The 20,239-nt window shown below is 52.7% G+C and carries 19 protein-coding genes; 2 read left to right on the top strand and 17 right to left on the bottom strand.

The genetic code is table 11. The annotated features are described in order from the left end of the window. Positions 1–4: 4 nt before the first annotated feature. The 6 genes from QEH53_RS10390 to QEH53_RS10365 form a co-directional block, all read right to left on the bottom strand. Positions 5–379 carry a metallopeptidase family protein gene (locus tag QEH53_RS10390; protein WP_309023119.1) on the bottom strand — a complete coding sequence of 125 codons (375 nt, stop codon included), beginning with the start codon at positions 377–379 and terminating at the stop codon, positions 5–7. Positions 380–462: 83 nt separating this feature from the next. Beyond that, positions 463–3,369, bottom strand: coding sequence for an insulinase family protein (locus tag QEH53_RS10385; RefSeq protein WP_309023118.1), 2,907 nt, complete (start codon positions 3,367–3,369; stop codon positions 463–465). Between the two features lie 33 nt (positions 3,370–3,402). Next, positions 3,403–5,049 (bottom strand): ABC transporter ATP-binding protein, encoded by a 1,647-nt coding sequence (locus tag QEH53_RS10380; RefSeq protein ID WP_309023117.1) that lies wholly within the window; start codon positions 5,047–5,049, stop codon positions 3,403–3,405. Further along, positions 5,046–6,650 (bottom strand): ABC transporter permease subunit, encoded by a 1,605-nt coding sequence (locus QEH53_RS10375; protein ID WP_309023116.1) that lies wholly within the window; start codon positions 6,648–6,650, stop codon positions 5,046–5,048. The genes QEH53_RS10380 and QEH53_RS10375 overlap by 4 nt, the downstream gene beginning before the upstream one ends. Next, positions 6,647–7,684, bottom strand: coding sequence for an ABC transporter permease subunit (locus QEH53_RS10370; protein WP_309023115.1), 1,038 nt, complete (start codon positions 7,682–7,684; stop codon positions 6,647–6,649). Before QEH53_RS10370 ends, QEH53_RS10375 begins: the two co-directional genes overlap by 4 nt. Positions 7,685–7,714: 30 nt before the next feature. Next, the gene (locus QEH53_RS10365) at positions 7,715–9,505 is read right to left on the bottom strand and encodes an extracellular solute-binding protein (protein WP_309023114.1); all 1,791 of its coding nucleotides are present in this window, start codon (positions 9,503–9,505) and stop codon (positions 7,715–7,717) included. Between the two features lie 148 nt (positions 9,506–9,653). On the opposite strand from QEH53_RS10365, the gene QEH53_RS10360 reads away from it, so the two are divergent. Further along, complete coding sequence (locus tag QEH53_RS10360) at positions 9,654–10,370, top strand: class I SAM-dependent methyltransferase (RefSeq protein WP_309023113.1); 717 nt, start codon at positions 9,654–9,656, stop codon at positions 10,368–10,370. A 335-nt stretch (positions 10,371–10,705) separates the two neighbouring features. Here QEH53_RS10360 and QEH53_RS10355 read toward each other — a convergent pair whose 3' ends face one another. The 3 genes from QEH53_RS10355 to QEH53_RS10345 all read right to left on the bottom strand — a co-directional run bounded on the left by QEH53_RS10355 (position 10,706) and on the right by QEH53_RS10345 (position 12,984). Next, the gene (locus QEH53_RS10355) at positions 10,706–11,956 is read right to left on the bottom strand and encodes a mechanosensitive ion channel family protein (RefSeq protein ID WP_309023112.1); all 1,251 of its coding nucleotides are present in this window, start codon (positions 11,954–11,956) and stop codon (positions 10,706–10,708) included. A gap of 107 nt (positions 11,957–12,063) precedes the next feature. Then, positions 12,064–12,471: an Hsp20/alpha crystallin family protein gene (locus QEH53_RS10350; protein ID WP_309023111.1), complete on the bottom strand. Its 408-nt coding sequence runs from the start codon at positions 12,469–12,471 to the stop codon at positions 12,064–12,066. A 51-nt stretch (positions 12,472–12,522) separates the two neighbouring features. After that, entirely contained in the window at positions 12,523–12,984 is a 462-nt protein-coding gene (locus tag QEH53_RS10345; protein ID WP_309023110.1) for an Hsp20/alpha crystallin family protein, read from the bottom strand. A 251-nt stretch (positions 12,985–13,235) separates the two neighbouring features. On the opposite strand from QEH53_RS10345, the gene QEH53_RS10340 reads away from it, so the two are divergent. Beyond that, positions 13,236–14,390, top strand: a complete 1,155-nt coding sequence (locus QEH53_RS10340) for a PatB family C-S lyase (RefSeq protein ID WP_309023109.1) — start codon at positions 13,236–13,238, stop codon at positions 14,388–14,390. Between the two features lie 50 nt (positions 14,391–14,440). Here the strand turns inward: QEH53_RS10340 and QEH53_RS10335 are convergent, their stop codons facing one another. The 8 genes from QEH53_RS10335 to flgK form a co-directional block, all read right to left on the bottom strand. Further along, complete coding sequence (locus QEH53_RS10335; RefSeq protein WP_309023108.1) at positions 14,441–15,085, bottom strand: hypothetical protein; 645 nt, start codon at positions 15,083–15,085, stop codon at positions 14,441–14,443. Between the two features lie 13 nt (positions 15,086–15,098). Then, on the bottom strand, positions 15,099–15,308 hold the full coding sequence (locus QEH53_RS10330) for a hypothetical protein (protein ID WP_309023107.1): 210 nt from the start codon (positions 15,306–15,308) through the stop codon (positions 15,099–15,101). 10 nt (positions 15,309–15,318) lie between these two features. Continuing rightward, positions 15,319–15,810, bottom strand: a complete 492-nt coding sequence (locus QEH53_RS10325) for a hypothetical protein (protein ID WP_309023106.1) — start codon at positions 15,808–15,810, stop codon at positions 15,319–15,321. A 38-nt stretch (positions 15,811–15,848) separates the two neighbouring features. Further along, positions 15,849–16,748: a flagellin gene (locus QEH53_RS10320; RefSeq protein ID WP_309023105.1), complete on the bottom strand. Its 900-nt coding sequence runs from the start codon at positions 16,746–16,748 to the stop codon at positions 15,849–15,851. Positions 16,749–16,812: 64 nt separating this feature from the next. Then, positions 16,813–17,118 (bottom strand): carbon storage regulator CsrA, encoded by a 306-nt coding sequence (gene csrA, locus QEH53_RS10315; protein WP_309023104.1) that lies wholly within the window; start codon positions 17,116–17,118, stop codon positions 16,813–16,815. 33 nt (positions 17,119–17,151) lie between these two features. Then, positions 17,152–17,601 carry a flagellar assembly protein FliW gene (gene fliW / locus QEH53_RS10310; RefSeq protein ID WP_309023103.1) on the bottom strand — a complete coding sequence of 150 codons (450 nt, stop codon included), beginning with the start codon at positions 17,599–17,601 and terminating at the stop codon, positions 17,152–17,154. Positions 17,602–17,641: 40 nt separating this feature from the next. Continuing rightward, positions 17,642–18,535, bottom strand: a complete 894-nt coding sequence (locus QEH53_RS10305; RefSeq protein ID WP_309023102.1) for a hypothetical protein — start codon at positions 18,533–18,535, stop codon at positions 17,642–17,644. Between the two features lie 42 nt (positions 18,536–18,577). Continuing rightward, positions 18,578–20,227, bottom strand: a complete 1,650-nt coding sequence (gene flgK / locus QEH53_RS10300) for a flagellar hook-associated protein FlgK (protein WP_309023101.1) — start codon at positions 20,225–20,227, stop codon at positions 18,578–18,580. Positions 20,228–20,239: the final 12 nt, after the last annotated feature.

Below are 20,239 nucleotides of genomic sequence, written 5' to 3'. Positions count from 1 at the left end.
CCATCTACAATCCCCGCTCCTCCACTGCTTCTTCGTCCCAGCCAAAGTGGTGGCCGAGTTCGTGCAGGTAAGTCGTGCGCACCTCATCTTCAAAGTCCAAATTCTCGTCCTCGCAATACCATGCGATCGCTCCTAGGTAGAGAGCGATAATGCCGCTCTCATCCACGCTTCCCGTATCATCGCCGTAGGTAATGTATTCACCCAGCATATACATGGCTTCCGGGTCAATGTGCGGAGCATTAGGGTGGTAGCGCTTAAACAGACACGGTACCCTCTCCGCCGCCGGACGAATTTCGTCCGGCAGATCCACTAAACAAGATTCAACGATACGCGTCGCAACGCGCTCCAGCTCAGACCAGTCGTATCGAGGCAGTTTCATGGAAAGCGAAACAGGTAGGAGCGAGTTTACTCGCGAATCAATTGCTTTTTTCGCAACCGAGAACGCGCCTGCCCTCGAGAATACTAATCTACAAAAATATCGCTGACCTTTACCTGACGGACTTCGCCATGCTTCTCTAGCTCCTCCATGTCGATAGCTGCAGACGGTCCTAATATAGATATCATCTTGGGCTGCCCTTTGATTTCCTTTTCATAGAAACCGAAGAGGTCCTCGAGGTCGCCTTCCATGATCTTATCGTAGCGAGAATCGCGCGGATCCCCTTCGAGCCCCACTCGTTCCCAAGCCTTGACCGCTGCTAACACGTCGCGGAAACCGATTTTCGATACCCTGTATTGGTTATCCAAGGACTCCTTAACAACCGCAAAGCGATCTTCAGAATTGGGCATGTTATCCCAGAGATCCAAGTAGGCGGAAAGGGAATCAACCGTTTTGTCAGCTTGGGTTCCGATGAACCCCATCACCAGATCTTCCCCGCCTTCAAAGCTTGAAACGAGATAGTGAGCCCAAACGGAATACGCCAACGCCCGCGCTTCACGCATTTCCTGGAAGACGATCCCGCCCATACCTCCATAAAAGTACTCGTTGAAGGTTTCGATCATGGGACGCTCTGACTCGTCGTAGATGCCTCCCGGAAATTCGATGCGGATCTGCGATTGAGCCGTCTCGTAATCAACATAAACGATGTCGTTAGACTCGGGATCGTGGAGCTTCGGCAAGACAGGCTCGGGAGCTGGTTTGAGAGCACGCTTTGTTTTCGAAAGCTTCTTGAGCTTCTTGGCTACCTCTTTGATCGGCATCTTGCCGACGTACAGGTAATCATGTTCATATCCAGAAAGCCGATTCAGCTGGCTCAGCAAACCCTCCACGCTAAGAGCCTTAATCTCATCCGAGGAAAGAGCGGAGAGGAACGGCGACTCCTCGCCGTAGCGCGTGTAGTTGCGCAAGGCATTGAAAATCATGCTCGGTTCCTTCATGGCATCCTGCTTTTGCTTCAGCTGGATCGCCACCAACTCTTCTAAAACCGTTGCGTCGCCTTGCGAATCGTTGAGCACCTCTTGAAACAGGGAAAGAGACTCGTCGAAATTCTCATCCAAGCCGCTCACGCTCAAAATCGTATTATGGTCACCAACTGAAAACGCGAAGTCCGCACCGAGCGCGTACCAAGCCTTTTTCAACTCTGGCGGCGACAGCCGCGACGTACCAGACTTGTCGAGCAAGGCAGACGTCATTGGCAACTCACGCATCTCGCGACTTCCCAATTCGTAAACCTTTGAAAGAGCAAACAGATCGTTGGCAGGATTCTCGACGTAGAACAGCCGGACTCCATTGCCCAATTCCATCACTTGATAGTCTTCACCCTTTTCGAGAAATTCCGGCTCGATGGGATCCGACTTCGTCGCCAACACCGCTACTGCAAATTCGGATCGCTTGCTGCGGTCAATAGCGATAGGATCGAATTCGGGCTTGGGAACTGTTGGGGGCGAGTAGTCACCATCTTTTCGATACGCCACGACGTACGGCTTCGAGAAGTACTTGTTGGCAACTTCCACCAGGTCATCCTTGGTCAAGGCTTCCATGCGGTCGATCTCGCTGACCACGTCTGCCCAGTCCTTCTTTTCGCCGTAGGCGGTGCTGATGATTCTCAGCCGACCCGCATTGGTTTCCATCGCCAGCTTTTCGCTCTTTTCAAAATCGGTGACGATGGCCGAAAGAATCCAATCGTCGAAGTCGCCGTTCTTGATGATCTCCAATTGCTCGAGCAACAGCGACTCCACTTCCTCTAGGCTTTGTCCTTCCTTCGGGGCTCCGTAGAGAAACTGGCTGCCAGCGTCGTTGCGGATATAGGGGAACGATCCGGCCTGCGCGACGCGCTGCTGCTGGTTAAGATTCAAGTTGATGAGCCCAGCGTTCGCGTTGTCCAAAATCATGTCGATCAGCTTGAGAGCTGGCTCGTCCTCGTGGCCCACGGGAGCTGTATCAAAACCGAGCATCACGTTTTCCTGCCCCGGGTAGGTGACGGTCACGCTCTCATTCTCGGCAATCGGAGCCGGCATGGGACGGTCGAATTCCGGAACGTCTCCAGATTTCCATGACGAGAAGTGTTCGTCAATAATTTCGATAGCCTCCTCCACTTCAAAGTCGCCCGCCAACGCAATGGCCATGTTGTTGGCGACATAATATACGTCGAAGAATTCATGGATTTTCTTGAGCGATGGCCGTTTGAGGTGCTCGACCGAACCGAGGGCGGTCTGCGAGCCGTAAGGGTGGTCGCCGTAAAGAAGCTCGAAGAGGGCTTCCTGGATCAATCGGTCCTTGTCGTCCATAGCCCGATTCTTTTCTTCGTATACGATTTCGAGCTCTGGCTGGAAGAGACGGAAAACGGGGTCTTGAAAGCGGTTGGACTCGATCATGGCCCACTGCTCGAGCCGGTTGGAAGGGAGCTCCTCGAGGTAAACCGTGCGATCCGGAGCAGTGTAGGCATTGATCCCTTGTCCACCGAGGCTTGAGATCAGCATGTCAAACTCGCCCGGGATGGCGTACTGGGCGGCCAGCTGGGACTCCTTGTTGATCTCTTGGTAGATACGGGCTCTTTCTTCGGGATCCTCCTCATTGAAATGCTGCTCGTAGAGATCTGAAATCCGGTCGATGTGCACCTTTTCCTTCTCCCAGTCGGAGGAGCCCATCTTACCGTTCCCCTTAAAAAGCAAGTGCTCAAGGTAGTGAGCGAGGCCCGTCGCGTCCGCCGGATCGTCCTTGGAACCGGCCCGCACCGTGATCTCCGAGCGGAATGTGGGTGTCTCGTCGTTTTCCGTCAGGTAAACGGTTAGCCCGTTATCCAACTCGTAGATGTGGACCTGCATGAGGTCGTCCGGAAGCGGAGCCTGCACCAGCTTGTAGCCGGCCTGCAGGGTAATAACCGGAGCGAGGAAAAGAAGGATTGGGAGTAGGTTGCGTAGCTTTAGGTTCATTCTTCGTTGGGTTAGGCTATAGCTGAAAATTGTTTATCCTTTTCGAATCGAGAGGCGACTCTCTTCGCTGCCCGGGATCGGTACAGCTGAGAGGAGTTTCTGGGAGTATTCGCTTTGAGGGTTTCCGATTACGTCTTTGGTGAGTCCATATTCGACGATCTTTCCGCGGCGCATGACCGCCGTCCTTTCAGCGATACGTTTAACGACGCTGAGGTCATGCGAGATGAAGAGGTATGACAGATTATGACGTTCCTTTAGCTCCATTAGTAAATCGATAACTTGGGCCTGAATCGTGACGTCCAAGGCGCTAACCGCCTCGTCGAGTATGATGAGCTGCGGCCGCAAGGACATAGCTCGAGCGATACAGATGCGCTGTCGCTGTCCCCCGCTGAACTCATGCGGGTAGCGATAGATTTGGTCGGCAGATAGACCGACTTCTTCCATCAAGCGTACCGCCACATCTGCTTTCGCTTTTCCCTCAAGCAATCGGTGCTCTTCCATCCCTTCAGTCAGGATATCCAAAATCGTCATACGGGGGTTCAAAGAGGAGAAAGGATCCTGAAAAACGATCTGCATGTCTCGGCGCAGTTTTTTCAGGTCAGCCATTTTTCTACCCACCAATTGCTCTCCCCTGAAAGTGACCTCACCGGAGAGCGCCTTTTCCAGGCCTAAGATCGTACGTCCTAAGGTACTCTTGCCGCTTCCCGACTCGCCCACGATAGCAAGCGTCTCTCCCTCCATCACTTCAAGACTCACATCATCTACAGCCTTCACATGCCCTACGACTCTGGAGAGAATACCTTTCTTGATCGGGAACCATGTCTTCAGGTTCTCGACTTTCAAGATAGGCTCATCCAAACCGCCACGAGCAATCGGCTCGTCCGTCAGACGCGGCACTGAAGAGAGAAGCTTTTTGGTGTATTCTTCTTTTGGTGACGCGAAGAGGTCACGCAATCGCCCTTCCTCTACTTTTCGAGAGCGCTCCATGACCATGACTCGATCGCAAAGCTGCCAAATTACGCCCATGTCGTGCGTGATAAAAATGATCGAGCTGTCTTTACTTTTCACCTGCAGGATCAGCTCGAAGATTTGCCGCTGAGTGGTAACGTCCAATGCCGTAGTCGGCTCGTCGGCGATGATGACCTTCGGATCCAGCATCAGCACGGAGGCGATCATAACACGCTGTCTCATTCCTCCTGAAAATTCGAAGGGATACGCGCCCATGCGTTCCTCAGGCGAAGGAATCCCAACCTTACCCAGCCACTCGATTGACCGCGCTCGAGCCTCCTTTTTCGTAATGTCGAAATGCAGTTGAAGGGTTTCCACAAACTGATCCCCTATCGTCATCAAAGGGGAAAGAGCAGTCATGGGCTCTTGGAAGATGATGCCAATCTCACGTCCGCGGATCTTGATTAGATCTTCGATTGGGAGAGTCACCAAGTCACGACCATCATAAACCGCTGATCCATTGATTATCTTACCGACTGGGGCTGGAACCAGTCGTAACAGACTAAGACCTGTAACCGATTTCCCACTACCAGATTCTCCAACAATTCCAAGAATCTCGTTCTTGTGCAGGTCGAAGGACAAATCGTCGACCGCCCGCACCGTGGCCTCGTCCGTTTTAAATTCGATGGTCAAGTTCTTGACCGTGAGCATGATTTCTTGGACTTCGCTCATGACTCGTAGTGCGTGTTTGCTCGAGGATCGAACGCAGATCGAACACCCTCTCCGATAAAGACTCCCAACAACCCTACGAGGAACAAAGCCAAGAAGGGAAACAAGACCAGCCACCAAGCGAAACTAAACTCTTGAGCCTGAGCAAAGAGCTCACCCCAACTTGGCGTCGGAGCAGGCAAGCCAAATCCGAGGTAATCCAGCGCTGACAGAGCTCCGATAGCGGACACCAGTGAAAACGGAAAAAACGTGATTACAGGTACCATCGCATTCGGCAAAATGTGACGGAGAATAATTTTGCGCGAGGGGAGCCCTAGACAAACGGCTGCCTCCACGAAGGGCTGCTTGCGGAGTTTCAAAAATTCACCGCGGATATAGTAGGATATTCCGATCCAGCTGAAGAGAGCATACACGATGAGCAGCAACCCAAAGCTCTGGCCCAACACAGACCCCAGTAGAATCATCACATATAGGAACGGCAATGCCTCCCAAATCTCAATTGAACGCTGCCCGAGGAGATCGACTTTGCCGCCGTAATATCCCTGAACAGCTCCCGCGGCAATGCCGATCAACATAGACGCTGCGACGAGAAGAATACCGAAGTTCATAGATATCCGCATCGCGTGTATCAAACGGGAGAATACATCACGACCAGAGCTATCCAATCCCATCCAGTGGTTTTCCGTCGGTCGAAACGGAAAGAATACATCTTCTTTTTCGAAATCGATCTCGAAACTCTTCCCTTCGATTTCGAGTGTCATAGGTTGAATTCGCTTGGCCATCCGCTCGAAAGCCTTCTGTTCAACGAGTTGCTGGTCCGCTTCGCTCATTTTGGACCAAAGCGTACCCGTATTCTCAATACTCTCCGATTCTTCGAGGAAACGTAAGGTCTCTTGCTTCGAAGAACTAACCTCTTCTCTAAGGGTGACTCGCACCGAGCTCGGTGGCCGCGAGCGCGGTTCATAGGGAGATAAAGAGAGCTCAACCGCTATCCCAGAAGAGAGCTCAACCTTTTCGTCAAATGCCGGTTGCGAAACCGTGTTAGCAAGCCGCGCTTTGATAGCCGACTCAAATGCAGGCGTCACTTCCAGCTGCTCGCTTAGCGGCAAGCCCCGCAGATCACGATCCGACTCTACTCCAAAGATCGGAGCTCCGGCAACCGATCGTCGGATCTCCAAGGTCTCATCCAATTCGATGGTTCCCACTAACTGCTGGCGACGGATAACAATATCCACCGATTCGTCTACCTCGATCTGCGCAGCGGTGATGCTTTCGTTCGGGCCATAGGGATAAGGAGCAAAAAGCATGTAGTTACCGCTGCCTTCGGCAAAACGATCCGAGGCGTCTATCTTCTTATAATCGGGACGTGTATCCAACCCGCTGTTGGTGAAAACGGTGTCAGGGTAATAGAAAAAGAGCGGGAAGAACGACTCTCCATCATAGCGGACAAAGAGCGGCTTTTCATTGAACAAAACATCCGCCAGAAGGCTGAAAAGGTAGAGACCGATCAAAAGCCAAAAGGAATAATAGGAACGTTTCAGAGATTTGAACCGTTTCCATCGCTTTCGAGTGATCGGATTAAACTTAGGCCAGCGAATCTTCATCCCTTGTTGAAGCTGATACGCGGATCAATCAGCACATAGCAGAAGTCCGAGAGCACCCGTCCCAGAAGTGCCACTATAGAAGTTAGGGCTAGAGTACCCATAAAGACCATGTAGTCACGGCCGACAATCGCCTCCAAGCTTAAGAGACCCATGCCTGGAATATTGAATACACGTTCGATCAAAACCGATCCCGCGAACATGATCGATAAAACTCCCCCAAACCCGGTAGCAATCGGAATCAAAGCATTGCGAAGCGCGTGTCTCCAAACGGCTCGCTTCATACTGCCACCCTTGGCAACAACCGTTCGGACATAGTCCTGACTGATCTGCTCAAGTAGAGAGTTTTTCATGAGAAGGGTCAGAACAGCGAAATTTCCTATAACATAGCACATGACCGGCAGGAACATGTGCATGAACTGGTCTTTTACTTTTTCCCATAGGCTCATCTCGTCGAAGAATTCGGACCGGAATCCTCCAATCGGGAAAATGTCGAAAAAGTGTTCCGACGTTCCGCTAAATACCGTTTTCAACAACATGCCAAAAGCGAATGCAGGGATCGCGTAACCAGTAAAAACGGCCACGCTACTGGCCAAATCGAAACCTGACCCATTACGCAATGCCTTGGCGATTCCGAGCGGAATACATATTAGGTAAGTCAATACAAACCCGGCCACCCCAAAAGTGAGCGAAACAGGAAAGCGCTCCGAAATCAGTTCCCAAACCGTCTTGTTCGAATACTTGTACGAATCGACCGTCATCCCCATCTTGTTAACAACAAGCCAGTCGTAGTAACGGACCAGAAACGGCTTGTCGAAACCGAAGTGAGATCGGATCGCCTCGCGCTGCTCCTCAGATATACTTTCGCTGCGTGTCGCGACTCCCGAACTATCGAAGCCACGCATCTGCATCATCGCCTGCTCAACAGGTCCCCCGGGGACGAATTGCGTCAGCAAATAGGTTAGGAATGTGATGCCGATAAAAGTCGGAAAAATCAGCAGTAAACGCCGTAGGAAGTAAGCAGCTCGATCACTCATGTATTGATTCGGCTTAGACGCGACGCCCCTCTAACCGTCAAACTCTTCGTCAAACGAAATATCGTATGGAAGCGGCGCCAATGCCTTCCCTTCTTCCATCGCTTGCTCAAGGTCTGCCTTAGCATTCGGATCAATCCACCAATATATCCAAGAGGAGCGCTCGTTTTCGAATTTCGAAAGCACAGTGTATGGCGTACCGAACTTGTTCCAATAGAGCATCCGCGTGTAGTCAATATGCCAAAGCAAAATGTATGGGACTTCCGCATAAACAAGCTGGTCGATCTCTCGCAAGATATCGTTTCGCTCTGAGATGTCGTAGATACTGCGTTGTTTTTCGATCAGGGCATCTACCTCCTCCGACTTGAAACCCGTTATGTTTTGTCCCGCGGGACGGTCGGCCTCGTCGGAATACCACATCGATTCTGGATCCTTGAAAAGACTGCTTCCCCAAGCCGCCCACGTCATGTCGTAGTTAAACTCATCCATGTCTTTCATCCATGCAGCCCAGTCCTTGCGCACGATCTCCAAATCTATTCCCAAGTCCGCGAGGTCTTCTTTGTAAACGACCAAAAACTTGTCTGAGCTCGCCGAGCGAGTAAGGAAGCGGATCAAAAACTGCTTCCCATCCTTTTCGAGCTTGCCGGTCTCTGGGTTGGCTTTCCATCCAGCTTCTTCCAGCAGAGCTCTCGCTTTCTCCTTGTTGTATTCATAGAGTGGATTCGGATTAGGATGGTCTTCGTCCCAGAGATCCGAGGAGAAAGAACTGGAGAGCGTATATTGCTTGAACATGAGCTCATTGTTCATGCGTTCGCGATTAAGCGAATGAGCCAGAGCGAGACGCACCTTCCGATCGCTGAACAACTCACGCCGCGTATTGATGGCGAAACCCTGCCAGCTTGGCGGCTCATGATTTGTGACGGCCTGTTTTACTATCCAATTCTTGTCGAACGCTTCGCCTTCCGTATCGTTCACCCAGATGTGAGAGGTATATACGGCGTGGATATCGAACTCGCCTTTCTTAAACGCTTCATAAGCCATCTCCCGCTCGGGGTAGAAGCGAAATTCCAACGTCTGAAAATTTCCAACCCCTTGGACACGCTTTGCATCCTTAAGCCACCAATCGTCCCTGCGTTCAATGGTAGCCGAAACGCCTTCCTTCACCGTCCCAAAACGGTACAGTCCCGATACGACGGGAAACTCGAAGTTCGACTTGTTGAAATCTTTGCCCTCGTAGAAATGCTTTGGAAGGATTTGCATGGAGGCGATCGTCAAAACATTACGCCAGTGAGCCTTCTTGGCGGTGAAGCGGACTGTCAAATCATCGACGGCGACTGGGGCTTCGAATTCCTGCAAACCAACCTTGTGCGGACCGGTAAGGTTCTCCGGCTTCAATATCGTCTCGTATGTGAAGACCACATCTTGGGCTGTGATGGACTTTCCGTCGCTCCATTTCGCCCTCTCGTCTAGCTTGACCACGAAATTCAAATTGTCGTCAGATACCGTGACACTCTTCGCGATAAGCGGCTCGAAGGAGGCGTCAAGGGGATGGATCCCCATCAGCGTATCAAACATCAGCCCGTAAATCGTGGCATTGTAAGCGTTTGTATCCAAATAATAGTTGAATGACTTGGGGTATTGGGCCGCATAAATCCGGGCTTTGCCGCCAACTAACGCGTCCGGACTAGCAACTGGATTGTAGTCGTCTTGCCAATCAACGCCTGGGATGACCTGTTCTGCCCTAAGCGGCAAGCAAGCCAAGAGACCAAGGGTGAGAAATGAAAATCGGATACGGAACAAAGAAGCGCGATTACTTAGGGTCATATTTTCTTAACTTGGTTGGAACGAGTAGAACGACGAGAACGGCCTGAACCTAACCGAGAAACGATCCAGACGAAGATCCAAATTCGCAAGCCACAGCAAAAGACGGCGGACTCGACATGTCCAGACGCTTAGAGACAGAATCTGTTCCATGTACGAACGATCCGCTGCATACTACGACCTCATCTACCGGGACCTGAAAGATTACAGGGAGGAAGCTGAAAAGATCGATACGCTGCTACGGCGCCTTTCCCCTACTCTTCAAAAACTTCTCGACGTCGGTTGCGGAACCGGCGAGCACGCCAAGCAACTCCGAGTTCGCTACGGCTACGAAGTCGACGGACTCGACATCGAGCCGGATTTCGTAGCGATCGCCCAGAGGAAGAACCCTGAAGCGAGATTCCAGGTCGGTGACATGAGAGACTTCGACCTCGGTCAGACCTACGATGCGGTGCTTTGCTTGTTCAGCTCCATCGGCTACACCCGGACGCTCGAGGGATTTGGCGCAGCGATAAAATGCTTCGCCCAACACCTCAGCCCCGGGGGATGGCTGGTCTGCGAGCCATGGGTCACTCCAGATCTCTGGCAAGAAGGTCAAGTGGACACGACCAGCGCGACCGACTCGAAAACCGGAGATACCATCACCCGCACCCGATTCGGTGAAACCGATGGAGCCGTTTCCGTATTGAAAATCGACTACGAAATTTATCACGAGGACACCCTCAGCAAATTCAACGAAACGCATCGCCTCGGACTCTTCACCCGGGATGAGATGCAAGCAGCTCTCGAACAAAACGGCTTCCAAGCACAGTGGCTGCCGATCGGCCTACAATCCCAGTCTCTCTTCGTAGCACAGCTGAACAGTTAGGCACCTCACTCGCATACCTGAGAAACGTCAGCGGCAGCGCTTGGCAAAAATAAAGCCCGGCCCCCGAAGGGGCCGGACTTCTCCCAAACAACATAAAGAAATTCGAGTCTTGCCGGAGACGCTGTGCGAGCGGCTAGGCAATTCCTATTGGATAGAAACAACCAATAGTACGACCAGGGTTTGGAGCAAATCGATTAATACTCAGGTTGTAAAATATTTGATATTTTACAGCGTTTTTACTTTTAATCCTCCACCCTTAAGGGTGCTTTTTTTTAGGAAATAGCGAAATCCCTATAAGGTTTTATGATAGCAATTTGAAAAGGTCGCAGAACCCTCTACTTTTCCGCCAAAAACGGCGTAGCCCCACCCTCGATATGAACGGTGCGGGTTGGGAAGGCGATAGACGACCCGCGACCTTCCACCGCTTTCATAATCTTAAGGTTGATCCGCTGCCGGATGTCCATGTGGGCCAACCAGGCAGTCGTGGACGTAAAGTAGTAAACTAAGATCTGCAAAGCACTGTCGCCAAAATCGGTGAAGTTAACCAAAATGAAATCTTGGTTCACCCCTTCGTCCTCTCTCAACAGCTGCCGAATGTCCTCCACCAACCCCTCCATATTTTCAGGAGAAGTGCTGTACGTCACACCCACATATTGTTTGACCCGGCGCTTTGGCATGTGGCTCCAATTCTCGATGATCTCGTTAGCTAGCACTTTGTTAGGAATGGTCATCAAAGACTTCGACCAAGTACGCACCTTGGTAGACCGCAGCCCGATTTCCTCGACATCTCCATCGACCCGGCTGCCAACTTGGATCCAATCCCCTACCTTGAATGGGCGATCCGCCACGATACTGACCGAACCGAAAAAATTAGCCAGCGACTCTTGAGCAGCCAAAGCCAAGGCCAAGCCACCGATCCCCATGCCAGCAAGCAAGGATCCCACCGAGTAGCCGAGGTTTTGCACCACGAGCACCACCGCCACCACGATCAAGAAGATGCGAGCCGTCTTCTTGATCAGCGGGATAAAATGGTAGACTCCCATGTCTCTCTCTTTAGCGACATCGACCATCACCTCCGCCATCACGTCCACCCCACGCAGCAGGCCCCAAAAAAGAACGGTCATGGTTGACGCCTGAAAAATGCGCAGGATCACGATGTCCATGCTCGGCGAAAGGCTCAAAACCGAGATAGAGAGAAAGAATCCGATCACATAGGTCATGGCCCCGATCGGTCCGGTCATGGCTGGGATCAGCTTGTCGTCGAAAGTCCACGACGTCTTTTCAGCCGCCTTGTGAAACCAGCGGACGTACACCGCCACCACGATTTTCCGGATTACAAAAGCAGCCAAGAGCAGTAGAAAAAACACCGCCAGCCGAGCTCCCGAGTTGCCGCCAAAATCAAGGTCAGTCAGCTGGCTGAGTTCTTCGAGCACTTGATCCCTCGCCGTAGAAAACTCACTAGCTTCAGGTACCGGTTCCGGCGCTGCTTCTGGCTCGGCGACTGAATCCGAACTTTGTCCCATCGCACGAGTGGATAGGCTAAGAGCAAGGGAGATGACGGTCAGTGCGAAGATTTTGGGGATCATTTGCACAAAGCACAAATACCGGGCGACCTTTGACACAAGCACGAAAAAGCCGGCCCCGCATACGCAGGACCGGCTTCCCTCCTTATCCATCCAACTCTGGCGAAACGCTAACTGATAGCGATACGCCGAGGTTTCTTTTCCTCTGCTTTTCCTAAAGTCAGTTTCAACACTCCCTCAACCAACTCCGCAGTGATGTTTTCGGCATCCACTTGATCGGCCAGCTCCAGTCGAAGGCGGTAGGTCAAACCATCTTCAGCGACGCCAGCTAGCGGGCTCCAATCGTTTCGGTCTCCCCAGCCACGAGTCGCTGAAATTTCCAATACACCGTCGGTAACCGAAAGCTCGACCGCGTCCTTGGGAACGCCAGGGAGATCCACTTCCGCGACAAACCCAGTATCCAGTTCCTGGACACGGTACTGCGGACGCTCGTAACGAATTTGCTCTTCCTGCTGGGTTGCTCCATTCGAGGCCGAGCATTGCGGTTGCTGAGTTTTGGTGATGTTGAGTAAAGTCATGAGTAAATTTGGTTTCGTTGGTTTTAGTATTCGTTTCTTCGAGACAGCATCTTAGCCGATAGAAATTTGACGCGGTTGAGCTTTCTCGCTCTTGGGTAGCGTCAAGCTAAGCACACCGTTTTCGAAGCTCGCCGCGACCGCCTCCTGCTTTACTTCCTCTGGCACGCGGAACGTATTGGAGTACTTTAACTCGCTCGCTTTCCCTTCCTCGGTGGCAGATTCAGACTTGCGAACCGCTGATACCGCGACGGAGCCGTCTTCCAATTCAATCTGGACGTCCTCCTTCTTAACTCCAGCTAGGTCGATACGGACGAGATAAGCGTCATCTTTCTCGTACCAGCGAAGCTTGGCATGACGAGCTACGGGGCGTTGAGCTGCGCCTTGATGTGACTCGAATAACTCAGGCAATCCTGCAAAGATCGTGCCCAGTTGTTTTTCGAGGTCTCCCAAGCCAATCGGCCAGTTGAGAGCGTTAGCGTTCGGTCGTATGCGGTTTGTTCTTAAATAGGTCATTGTATTTCCTCCTTATTGAATTCGAGTGATTAGTGAGTTTCCGTCATTATTGCACAACCAATACCAATCTCTATGATTTCTCTTTCATTTGTATATCAACAAGTTGCATATTATCCGCCTCAATCAATGAGCCATATTGTCTCACTTGTTGACCCTATTGAGTGAGACAGTGCCGATTGCCGCCCGCCAGAGCCCCGGAGCGACTTTCCCATTTACAAGGCAGTGCCAGTTCTCCTCTTTGGCTTCCAACTATGAGCACCGAGCCATCCATCTTCGATACCGTCTACGACCGCACAGAAACCGACAGCCAGAAATGGCAAAAGTACGAGGGCAAGGACATCCTCCCAATGTGGGTGGCCGACATGGACTTCCATGCCCCAGAAGCTGTTCTCGACGCCTTGCATGAGCGCATTGACCACGGCATCTTCGGCTACGCTCGACCCGAGCCTTCGTGCACTGAAGCAGTGGTCGATATGCTCGACCGCGAGTACGCATGGAAGATCGATCCGAGCTGGCTCGTTTGGCTCCCCGGCCTCGTGGTAGGGCTAAATATCGCCAGCCGCGCGTTCTGCGAACCGCAGCACGAGGTACTCACCACCACTCCCATTTATCCGCCGTTCATTTTTGGGCCAAAGTTCCAAAAGCGACCCGTAGTCAAAGCACAAATGGCCCTCGACGGGGAAAAGTACGTGATCGATTGGGACGCCCTCGAAGCTGCCGTCACGCCAGACACCAAGCTCTTCCTCTTCTGCAATCCGCACAATCCTTGCGCCCGCGTCTTCGAACGCGAGGAGCTTCTCAAGGTCATCGACTTTTGCGAACGCCACGACCTGATCTGCTGTTCGGACGAGATCCACTGCGAACTCGTGCTCGACGGCCGCAAGCACATCCCCCTCGCCTCCGTCTCGGAGCAGGCCAAAGAGCGCGTCTTCACCTTCATCGCTCCCAGTAAGACCTACAATCTCGCCGGCCTTGGCTGCTCGATCGCCATTATCCCCGACGAGAAACTGCGCCAGCAATTCGTGACGGCCTCCCGCGGCATCATGGCGGAAGTCAACAACCTCGGCTACACCGCTTGCGAAGCAGCCTATCGTTACGGCCAAAGCTGGCGTGACGAGCTGCAAAGCTACCTCGCCGGAAATCGCGACTTCATTCACGACTTCGTAAAACGTGAAATCCCTGAGATCGGCCTTTACCAGCACGAAGCCACTTACCTCAGCTGGATGGACGTATCCCAGCTCGAACTACCGAACCCTATTGCGCATTTCGAGGATCACGGCATCGGACTAAGCGATGGCGTTCCCTTCGACAGCAAAGTACACGTGCGCCTCAACTTCGGTTGCCCACGCGCCACGTTGGAGGAAGGCCTGCGTCGCTTAAAAGCCGGCGTTTACGCGCTGCGGTAGCGGCTTTCGGGTGGAGGACCGATTATTCTACTTTTCTGCGGGCTCGCAAGCTAAAGCTCCGCGCTACGGGCAACCTTACGCTCGCTCATGTAGAGCGACAAGGCATCGCAAATACTGGCGAGGAAGAGAATCGCTTCCTGGAAACGTAGGCGTTGCTCCTCGAATTCCATCATTCCAGTTTCTCGATACTCGAGAAAACCTTTGCTCAAGCGTATGGCGCCTGAACTTGGTTGCCTTGCTAGGAACGGGAAGCGTTTAGCGACTGATTCGTCTCGCCAGATTTTGCTCAGATCTTCCGAAGCGGAGATGACGAACCCCTCCCCTTCCATTTGCGAACCACAAGCTTCGGATATTTCAAAACGGGCGAGATCGTCCGTGCCCTTAAATTCAATACAAAATTCGACGCTTTCAGCAAACAAGGCTTCGAACACGAGCGAGGTCCATTCGAGCTTATCTTTTTCTTTCTTTACGAAATGACTATAAAGGGAGAGCGGGTAACCACGGCTTTCACCATGCAGTGAGTGGTGCTCTCCGATTCCTTTTCCCCAGCGGCTCTGCGATACTCGGAGCGACAGGCCAAAACGCTTCTCGAGGACATGGTACTGCTCGAGCATACGTTGCTGGCGGCGACCGAGAAATCGCGGTAGCAAAAGAAGGATCGCAGCAGCGACCAGACCTGCGATCAGGATGGGCATGAGCGGTGAAATTCTAGCGGCAGTTCGCCACAAACATGCGGCTACTGGTCCCGCCAGCGCCAACACGCACCGCAAAGGAGGTGTAGCACTTTGGGCAACGGCCCACATAAGCTCCGCCGTCGTCGTTTAGATAGAGACGCCCGTAGCAATTGCAGCTAGCGAAGCGTACTCCCAAAAACTTCTTATTCTTCTGTGTTGTTTTGAATGATGGATTCGTGGGCATGACAGCCTCCTTACTGAATGGCGTATTCGAATTGGCTTGCGAGTACCTGCATCGCGCCGATGACACTGGCCCAAGCGTAGTCGTCTCTCGAATACGGTTCGTAGCATTCGGAAACACCAGTCTCACCGTCTCGCTGCCAAAGCATGAGATAGTAATCCAACCCCGCTCTTCCATCGCTGTAGTTGTCACACAACTTCAGTGTCTCACTATCCAGGTAATAGAAAGCTGGGTGATCTTGAGCTACTTGAGCTTGCAAGGCATCCAACTCAGGTTTCGCCGCGTCTTCATTTGCGTAATCCTCGACGATTTCCCACACTGCGCTTTTGTAGGAAGCTACCGTGAGCATGGGTTGAGCTTCGTCCAAAACGAGCGAATACACTTTTTCGGGACCCACCGCCGGGACGTGAATGAGGGCGATGTAGTCTTTGGTGAATCGGTTCGCCGCATTTCGGGGTACGAAGGCGAGGAGCGTTTTAAGGTACTGGTCGACTGCTGAAATCATAGTGGTGTGGGGATCTATGTTAGGATTTTGCTGGATGACTAATTCAGCAGACGAAGAACCGTTTCCGGTAGAGAGTTCGCTTGCGTGAGCATTGCGGTGCCGGATTGGACGAGAATCTGATACTTGGCGAGGCGCGTCGACTCCTCCGCTACGTCCACATCTCGGATACGAGAATTGGCAGACTCGAGGTTTTGACTCTGCGTCGTAAGCTGCGTTTCCACGAACTCGAGGCGTGACTGAAGCGAGCCGATCTGAGAGCGGCTTTCAGCGATCTCTTGAATCGTAGCCGTCAAGTGAGCAATGGTATCCGTTCCAGCGACAGAGACACCCTCAACGAAGAGACCTCCTCCAGCATCGGGATCATTGAGTAACATAGCGAAGCTGGAATCAGGATCTTTCAAATTCATCGCTGGGATATCCATGAACTGGTTACCCGTCGCACCCACCACAGTTGGCAATGGGATACGATCTCCAAACAGTTCAATTCCATTAAACGTTCCAATCGCCTCACCCGCCACGGCCCAACTAGAATCATTCGACCCGAGGCTAACCTCATTGCTTCCGATTACGCTACGGAGCTGATCCTTGAGCTGTTCAAACTCTTGCTCGTAAAGTGCTTTGTCACTGTCATTCTTAGTGACGTCCTTGGTCATCATCGAGAGCTCACTCATACGGTTCAGCGTCTGCATCATTCCCTGCAGGAAGCCGTCTGTCGTATGCAACATGGACATCGCGTTTTGCGTGTTGGTCCTTGCCGCCAAGACACGGGCGTTTTGAGCCTCGAGCTTTTCGGATACTGCGAGTCCGGCAGCATCGTCGGACGGGTTGATGATTTTTGAGCCTGAACTTAGACGCGCTAAGCTCTTGCTGAGCATTGCAGAACTTCTTTGAAGACTGCTGGCAGCTTCAACTGCATTCGAGTTTGTGTTAATAACCATATTACGACCTCTTCCATTAGGTTAGTTGGGTTGACTATCTGTAGCTGTGCTTCTCGCGAACGCATCATGCGTCCTGGTTGTGCGAGAGGCCTGCTGTTTGTTTTGACTGCTTCTTGGATGCTAGGCTCTTGGCCAGACCGGAGAGCTTTGGCTTAGCAGACGGTTCGCCTGCAGCCGCAACGACAGGTGTCGCGATCGCTTCCTGGTTGGTCTTTTGCATTTCCTCGAAGAGCTCTTTGCGGACGATCGGCACGGAACGCGGAGCGTCTATGCCGATCTTCACGGTGTCCCCGTCGATACGGGTGATTCTGATCTCGATGTTATCGGCGATGACGATCGCCTCGTTCACTTTGCGGGAAAGTATTAGCATATCGGAGTCCTTACTTGGGTGCTGCTGTTTCGGTTAGGATGCCACGGCGCTCTCTGCCAACAGCGGGTGGCGGGCAGAGAATTTCATGTAGTTGGCGGCGATCAGCTGCTTGCCCGTAAGGGTCCGGCGGTTGAGTACAATAGGTCCGACTAGGTTGACGGTAGCCGACTCGATATCGTCGTTCTTGATGGTGACGATGTTGAGGATAAGAGCGTCCTCGGAGCAGTGTATATCTAGCTTGTCCGCGTCGGCATCTGCGATCTCGACGTCGTAGTCGGTCAAAATCTTAGCTGGTTCGATGACGACGAAGGCGAGTTCATGGCGATCTACGCAACGGATCCACATGAAGGGTTCTTCCTCCTCGTTGATCAACAACTCGAAACGCGTTGCGTCTTCCAGACCGATCAATCCCGCTGGGAGTTCAAACTCCATCGGCTTGATCCAAACTTGTTTTTCCGTCTGTGATTCGGGTGCGACTTTCATGAATAATGTGGTCTAGTTGGGTGTTAGGCCTTTTCGACTATCAGAGGTAGTCGAGCAGCGACTGGTTCAGCACTTGGCCAGCGCTTTTGAGCGAAGCTTGGTAGGCGTTTTGCACTTGGGTTAACCTAACGATAGTTTGCGCAATGTCCACGTCCGCCTCGGATGAGATGTTCTCTTCGAGGTCCGTGAAGCGTTGTTTGTTGAGAGTGAGGTCGAATTCGATACGCATTTGCACCGAACCTTGGCGGCTAAGGGCGAAAATCAGGTCGTCTTCCGAATCTTCGAGATTGGTACGCATTCCAGCGGAGACGGCGTCCGGGGCACCCGTTTCTAGAGCATCACGCAGTGTCACCATCTTGTTGATGAAACTGGCGAACTTCTCGTTGGTCGCTCCGTCGGTGAACGGTTGAATTTTCCCTGTTTCGGACAAATGAAACTCGGCCCCATCCACGGCGCCTTGATAGGCGACGTTCGTGATCTTGCCGTCAACTACTGTGGAGGCAAAAGGCTCCGAGCCGGTATCCATGCCTCCGAAAATGTACTCGCCATTGAACTTTGCGTTGGCGCTTTGCATGGCGTGCTCGATGAGCTCGTCCACTTCCTCAGCGTAGGCTCGCATGCCGTCCGGCCCTTTCAAACCGTCCGCCAAAGTCGCGAGCTCGCCGACACGATCGGAGATCTGCATGAAATTTTGCAGCTGCGAGATGGTGGTGTTGTTAATGTTCTGTGCACGGGCCGCGTTCTTGGAAAACTGAGTGATGCGCCCCTTTTCCTCCTGCATGTCGAGGATGCGGTTGGCGGAAGCGGAGTCTTCTGAAACCTTGGAAATACGCTGACCAGTCGACACCTGCTCATTGAGCATATTCATGTCCTTGGTCGTGCGTTGAAGGTGACCGAGAAGGGTGTCTGGGAAGGTATTGGTGGTGACTCTCATCTTTGTGGGAAAACTGAGATTATAGCGTATTCAAACTCTGGATTAGACGAGTCGATTGACGATCACGTCGAGCATCTCGTCGATCGCTCGGATAAGCTTACCCGTCGCTTCGAAGGCTCTTTGGTACTTCATCATATCCGTCATTTCCTCATCTAGAGAAACTCCGGATACGGACTCCTGCTGCTGCTTGAGCATGTCGAAAACGATGGTCTCGTCCTCAAGGCGAGCATCGACCTTGGCGACGTTCTCACCGAGGTTGGTGACGACGGAACGATAGTAGCTCGCGAAGTCGCGGTTGCCTAATCCAGCGAGTCGATCGTCGTCGAGCTCAGCGATGGCGAGCGCGAGCGAGTTGTCACCCTTGTTTTGATCGAGTTCACCGGTGGTGCGAAGCGTCGAGGAGTTAAGCCCGGATGCGAGGCGAATGGTCGTCGCAGTCGTGGTGCTTGGATCGAAGAAATCTAATCGTCCCGATACTGAGGTCTCGATTTCCTCAACACTTGGTACGACCACCCCATTGGTTGTTGCTTGAGCATCGATCATCGCAGCCGCGATCTCTGCAGGCGTCGCACCTGAGTTATCAGCTGCAATACCCGCTTGGATCACCGAGGCAGAAATGGGTACGCCGAGCTCTCCTGAAATATTGGCAGCAGCAATCGCTGCTGTGGATGCTCCCTGGTTATAAATGGCGTTGACGGCTGTCACCAGCTCCTTGGCAAAACCATCGAGTCCACGGCGGTACTCGGCGATGGCGCCGTCGCGAGCAGTCAAGGCACCTTCGATGCTGCCACTTTTGACGTCGATCCGGATCTGGTCGTCACCCACCACGAACTGGTAGTTGGGATTCGGACCTGTGGTATCGATGAAATCCACCTTCTGGAAGCGTCCACGCTCCACGAGATCGAGCTGAGGGGCATCGCCTCCGATGGTCGGGACGTACACGCGAATTTGGCCCGCACTCTCTGGAATTTCTTCCACCCGCACCTGCATGATCTCAGAAAGGTCTTCCAATACGCCTTGGCGCTGGTCGCGGAGGCTAAGAGCTTGCCCCGCCCCACCCGATTCTGCCCGGGCTATCTCCGAGTTCAGGCGAGCAATCTCTTCGATCATTTGGTTCGCCTGACCCAAATCCGTGGTAACTTGTAGGCCGATATCGTCATGCAAATCGCCGAAGCGTTCAGCAGTGACATTCAGCTTCTCAGTTAGGATATCAGCCTTCTGGATGAGAGATTCCTTTTCCGCATCCGATCCGGGATTTGCGGAAAGCGAGTGGAATGCGTTGAAAAAGTTGTTGAGCGTTTCCGCGATACCACCGCTGCCGCCGCCATTCGCAGTAGCACCATCGATGAAAGGCGAGTCGCCCGCACGCGTGATCTCTTGTCCGAGGCTGGACTCAGCCTTGGCGAGTGCGGATTGCTGCGATGTGAGCGAGGCATTCAAGCTGGTCTCGCGTAGAATCTCCCGGTCGAGGACCGCGTCACGCATGTGCTCGAAACCTTGCACTTGGACACCCAGTCCACGGGGACCGCCCACAGTCTGCACGTATCCATCCTCCCCGATCACCACCCGTTGGCGGGCGTAGTCAGGGTTGTTGACGTTTGCCATATTGTTGCCGGCAGTCGTCACCCCGAACCGGTGCGCGGTGAGAGCTTTGCTAGCGTTGGCAAGTTCGCCTATGATGTTTGTGGACATGTGGTGTGGGTA

The sequence above is a fragment of the Pelagicoccus sp. SDUM812002 genome (genome assembly GCF_031127835.1).
Lineage (GTDB): Bacteria > Verrucomicrobiota > Verrucomicrobiia > Opitutales > Opitutaceae > Pelagicoccus.
Note: the sequence above shows the minus strand (reverse complement) of the source record. Positions and strands in the feature narration are given on the sequence as shown.

Excerpts from the sequence above, each read along its gene's own strand:
- QEH53_RS10390 (WP_309023119.1), bottom strand. The coding sequence starts at position 379 with ATGAAACTGCCTCGATACGACTGGTCTGAGCTGGAGCGCGTTGCGACG.
- QEH53_RS10385 (WP_309023118.1), bottom strand. The coding sequence starts at position 3,369 with ATGAACCTAAAGCTACGCAACCTACTCCCAATCCTTCTTTTCCTCGCT.
- QEH53_RS10380 (WP_309023117.1), bottom strand. The coding sequence starts at position 5,049 with ATGAGCGAAGTCCAAGAAATCATGCTCACGGTCAAGAACTTGACCATC.
- QEH53_RS10375 (WP_309023116.1), bottom strand. The coding sequence starts at position 6,650 with ATGAAGATTCGCTGGCCTAAGTTTAATCCGATCACTCGAAAGCGATGG.
- QEH53_RS10370 (WP_309023115.1), bottom strand. The coding sequence starts at position 7,684 with ATGAGTGATCGAGCTGCTTACTTCCTACGGCGTTTACTGCTGATTTTT.
- QEH53_RS10365 (WP_309023114.1), bottom strand. The coding sequence starts at position 9,505 with ATGACCCTAAGTAATCGCGCTTCTTTGTTCCGTATCCGATTTTCATTT.
- QEH53_RS10360 (WP_309023113.1), top strand. The coding sequence starts at position 9,654 with ATGTACGAACGATCCGCTGCATACTACGACCTCATCTACCGGGACCTG.
- QEH53_RS10355 (WP_309023112.1), bottom strand. The coding sequence starts at position 11,956 with ATGATCCCCAAAATCTTCGCACTGACCGTCATCTCCCTTGCTCTTAGC.
- QEH53_RS10350 (WP_309023111.1), bottom strand. The coding sequence starts at position 12,471 with ATGACTTTACTCAACATCACCAAAACTCAGCAACCGCAATGCTCGGCC.
- QEH53_RS10345 (WP_309023110.1), bottom strand. The coding sequence starts at position 12,984 with ATGACCTATTTAAGAACAAACCGCATACGACCGAACGCTAACGCTCTC.
- QEH53_RS10340 (WP_309023109.1), top strand. The coding sequence starts at position 13,236 with ATGAGCACCGAGCCATCCATCTTCGATACCGTCTACGACCGCACAGAA.
- QEH53_RS10335 (WP_309023108.1), bottom strand. The coding sequence starts at position 15,085 with ATGCCCATCCTGATCGCAGGTCTGGTCGCTGCTGCGATCCTTCTTTTG.
- QEH53_RS10330 (WP_309023107.1), bottom strand. The coding sequence starts at position 15,308 with ATGCCCACGAATCCATCATTCAAAACAACACAGAAGAATAAGAAGTTT.
- QEH53_RS10325 (WP_309023106.1), bottom strand. The coding sequence starts at position 15,810 with ATGATTTCAGCAGTCGACCAGTACCTTAAAACGCTCCTCGCCTTCGTA.
- QEH53_RS10320 (WP_309023105.1), bottom strand. The coding sequence starts at position 16,748 with ATGGTTATTAACACAAACTCGAATGCAGTTGAAGCTGCCAGCAGTCTT.
- csrA (WP_309023104.1), bottom strand. The coding sequence starts at position 17,118 with ATGCTAATACTTTCCCGCAAAGTGAACGAGGCGATCGTCATCGCCGAT.
- fliW (WP_309023103.1), bottom strand. The coding sequence starts at position 17,601 with ATGAAAGTCGCACCCGAATCACAGACGGAAAAACAAGTTTGGATCAAG.
- QEH53_RS10305 (WP_309023102.1), bottom strand. The coding sequence starts at position 18,535 with ATGAGAGTCACCACCAATACCTTCCCAGACACCCTTCTCGGTCACCTT.
- flgK (WP_309023101.1), bottom strand. The coding sequence starts at position 20,227 with ATGTCCACAAACATCATAGGCGAACTTGCCAACGCTAGCAAAGCTCTC.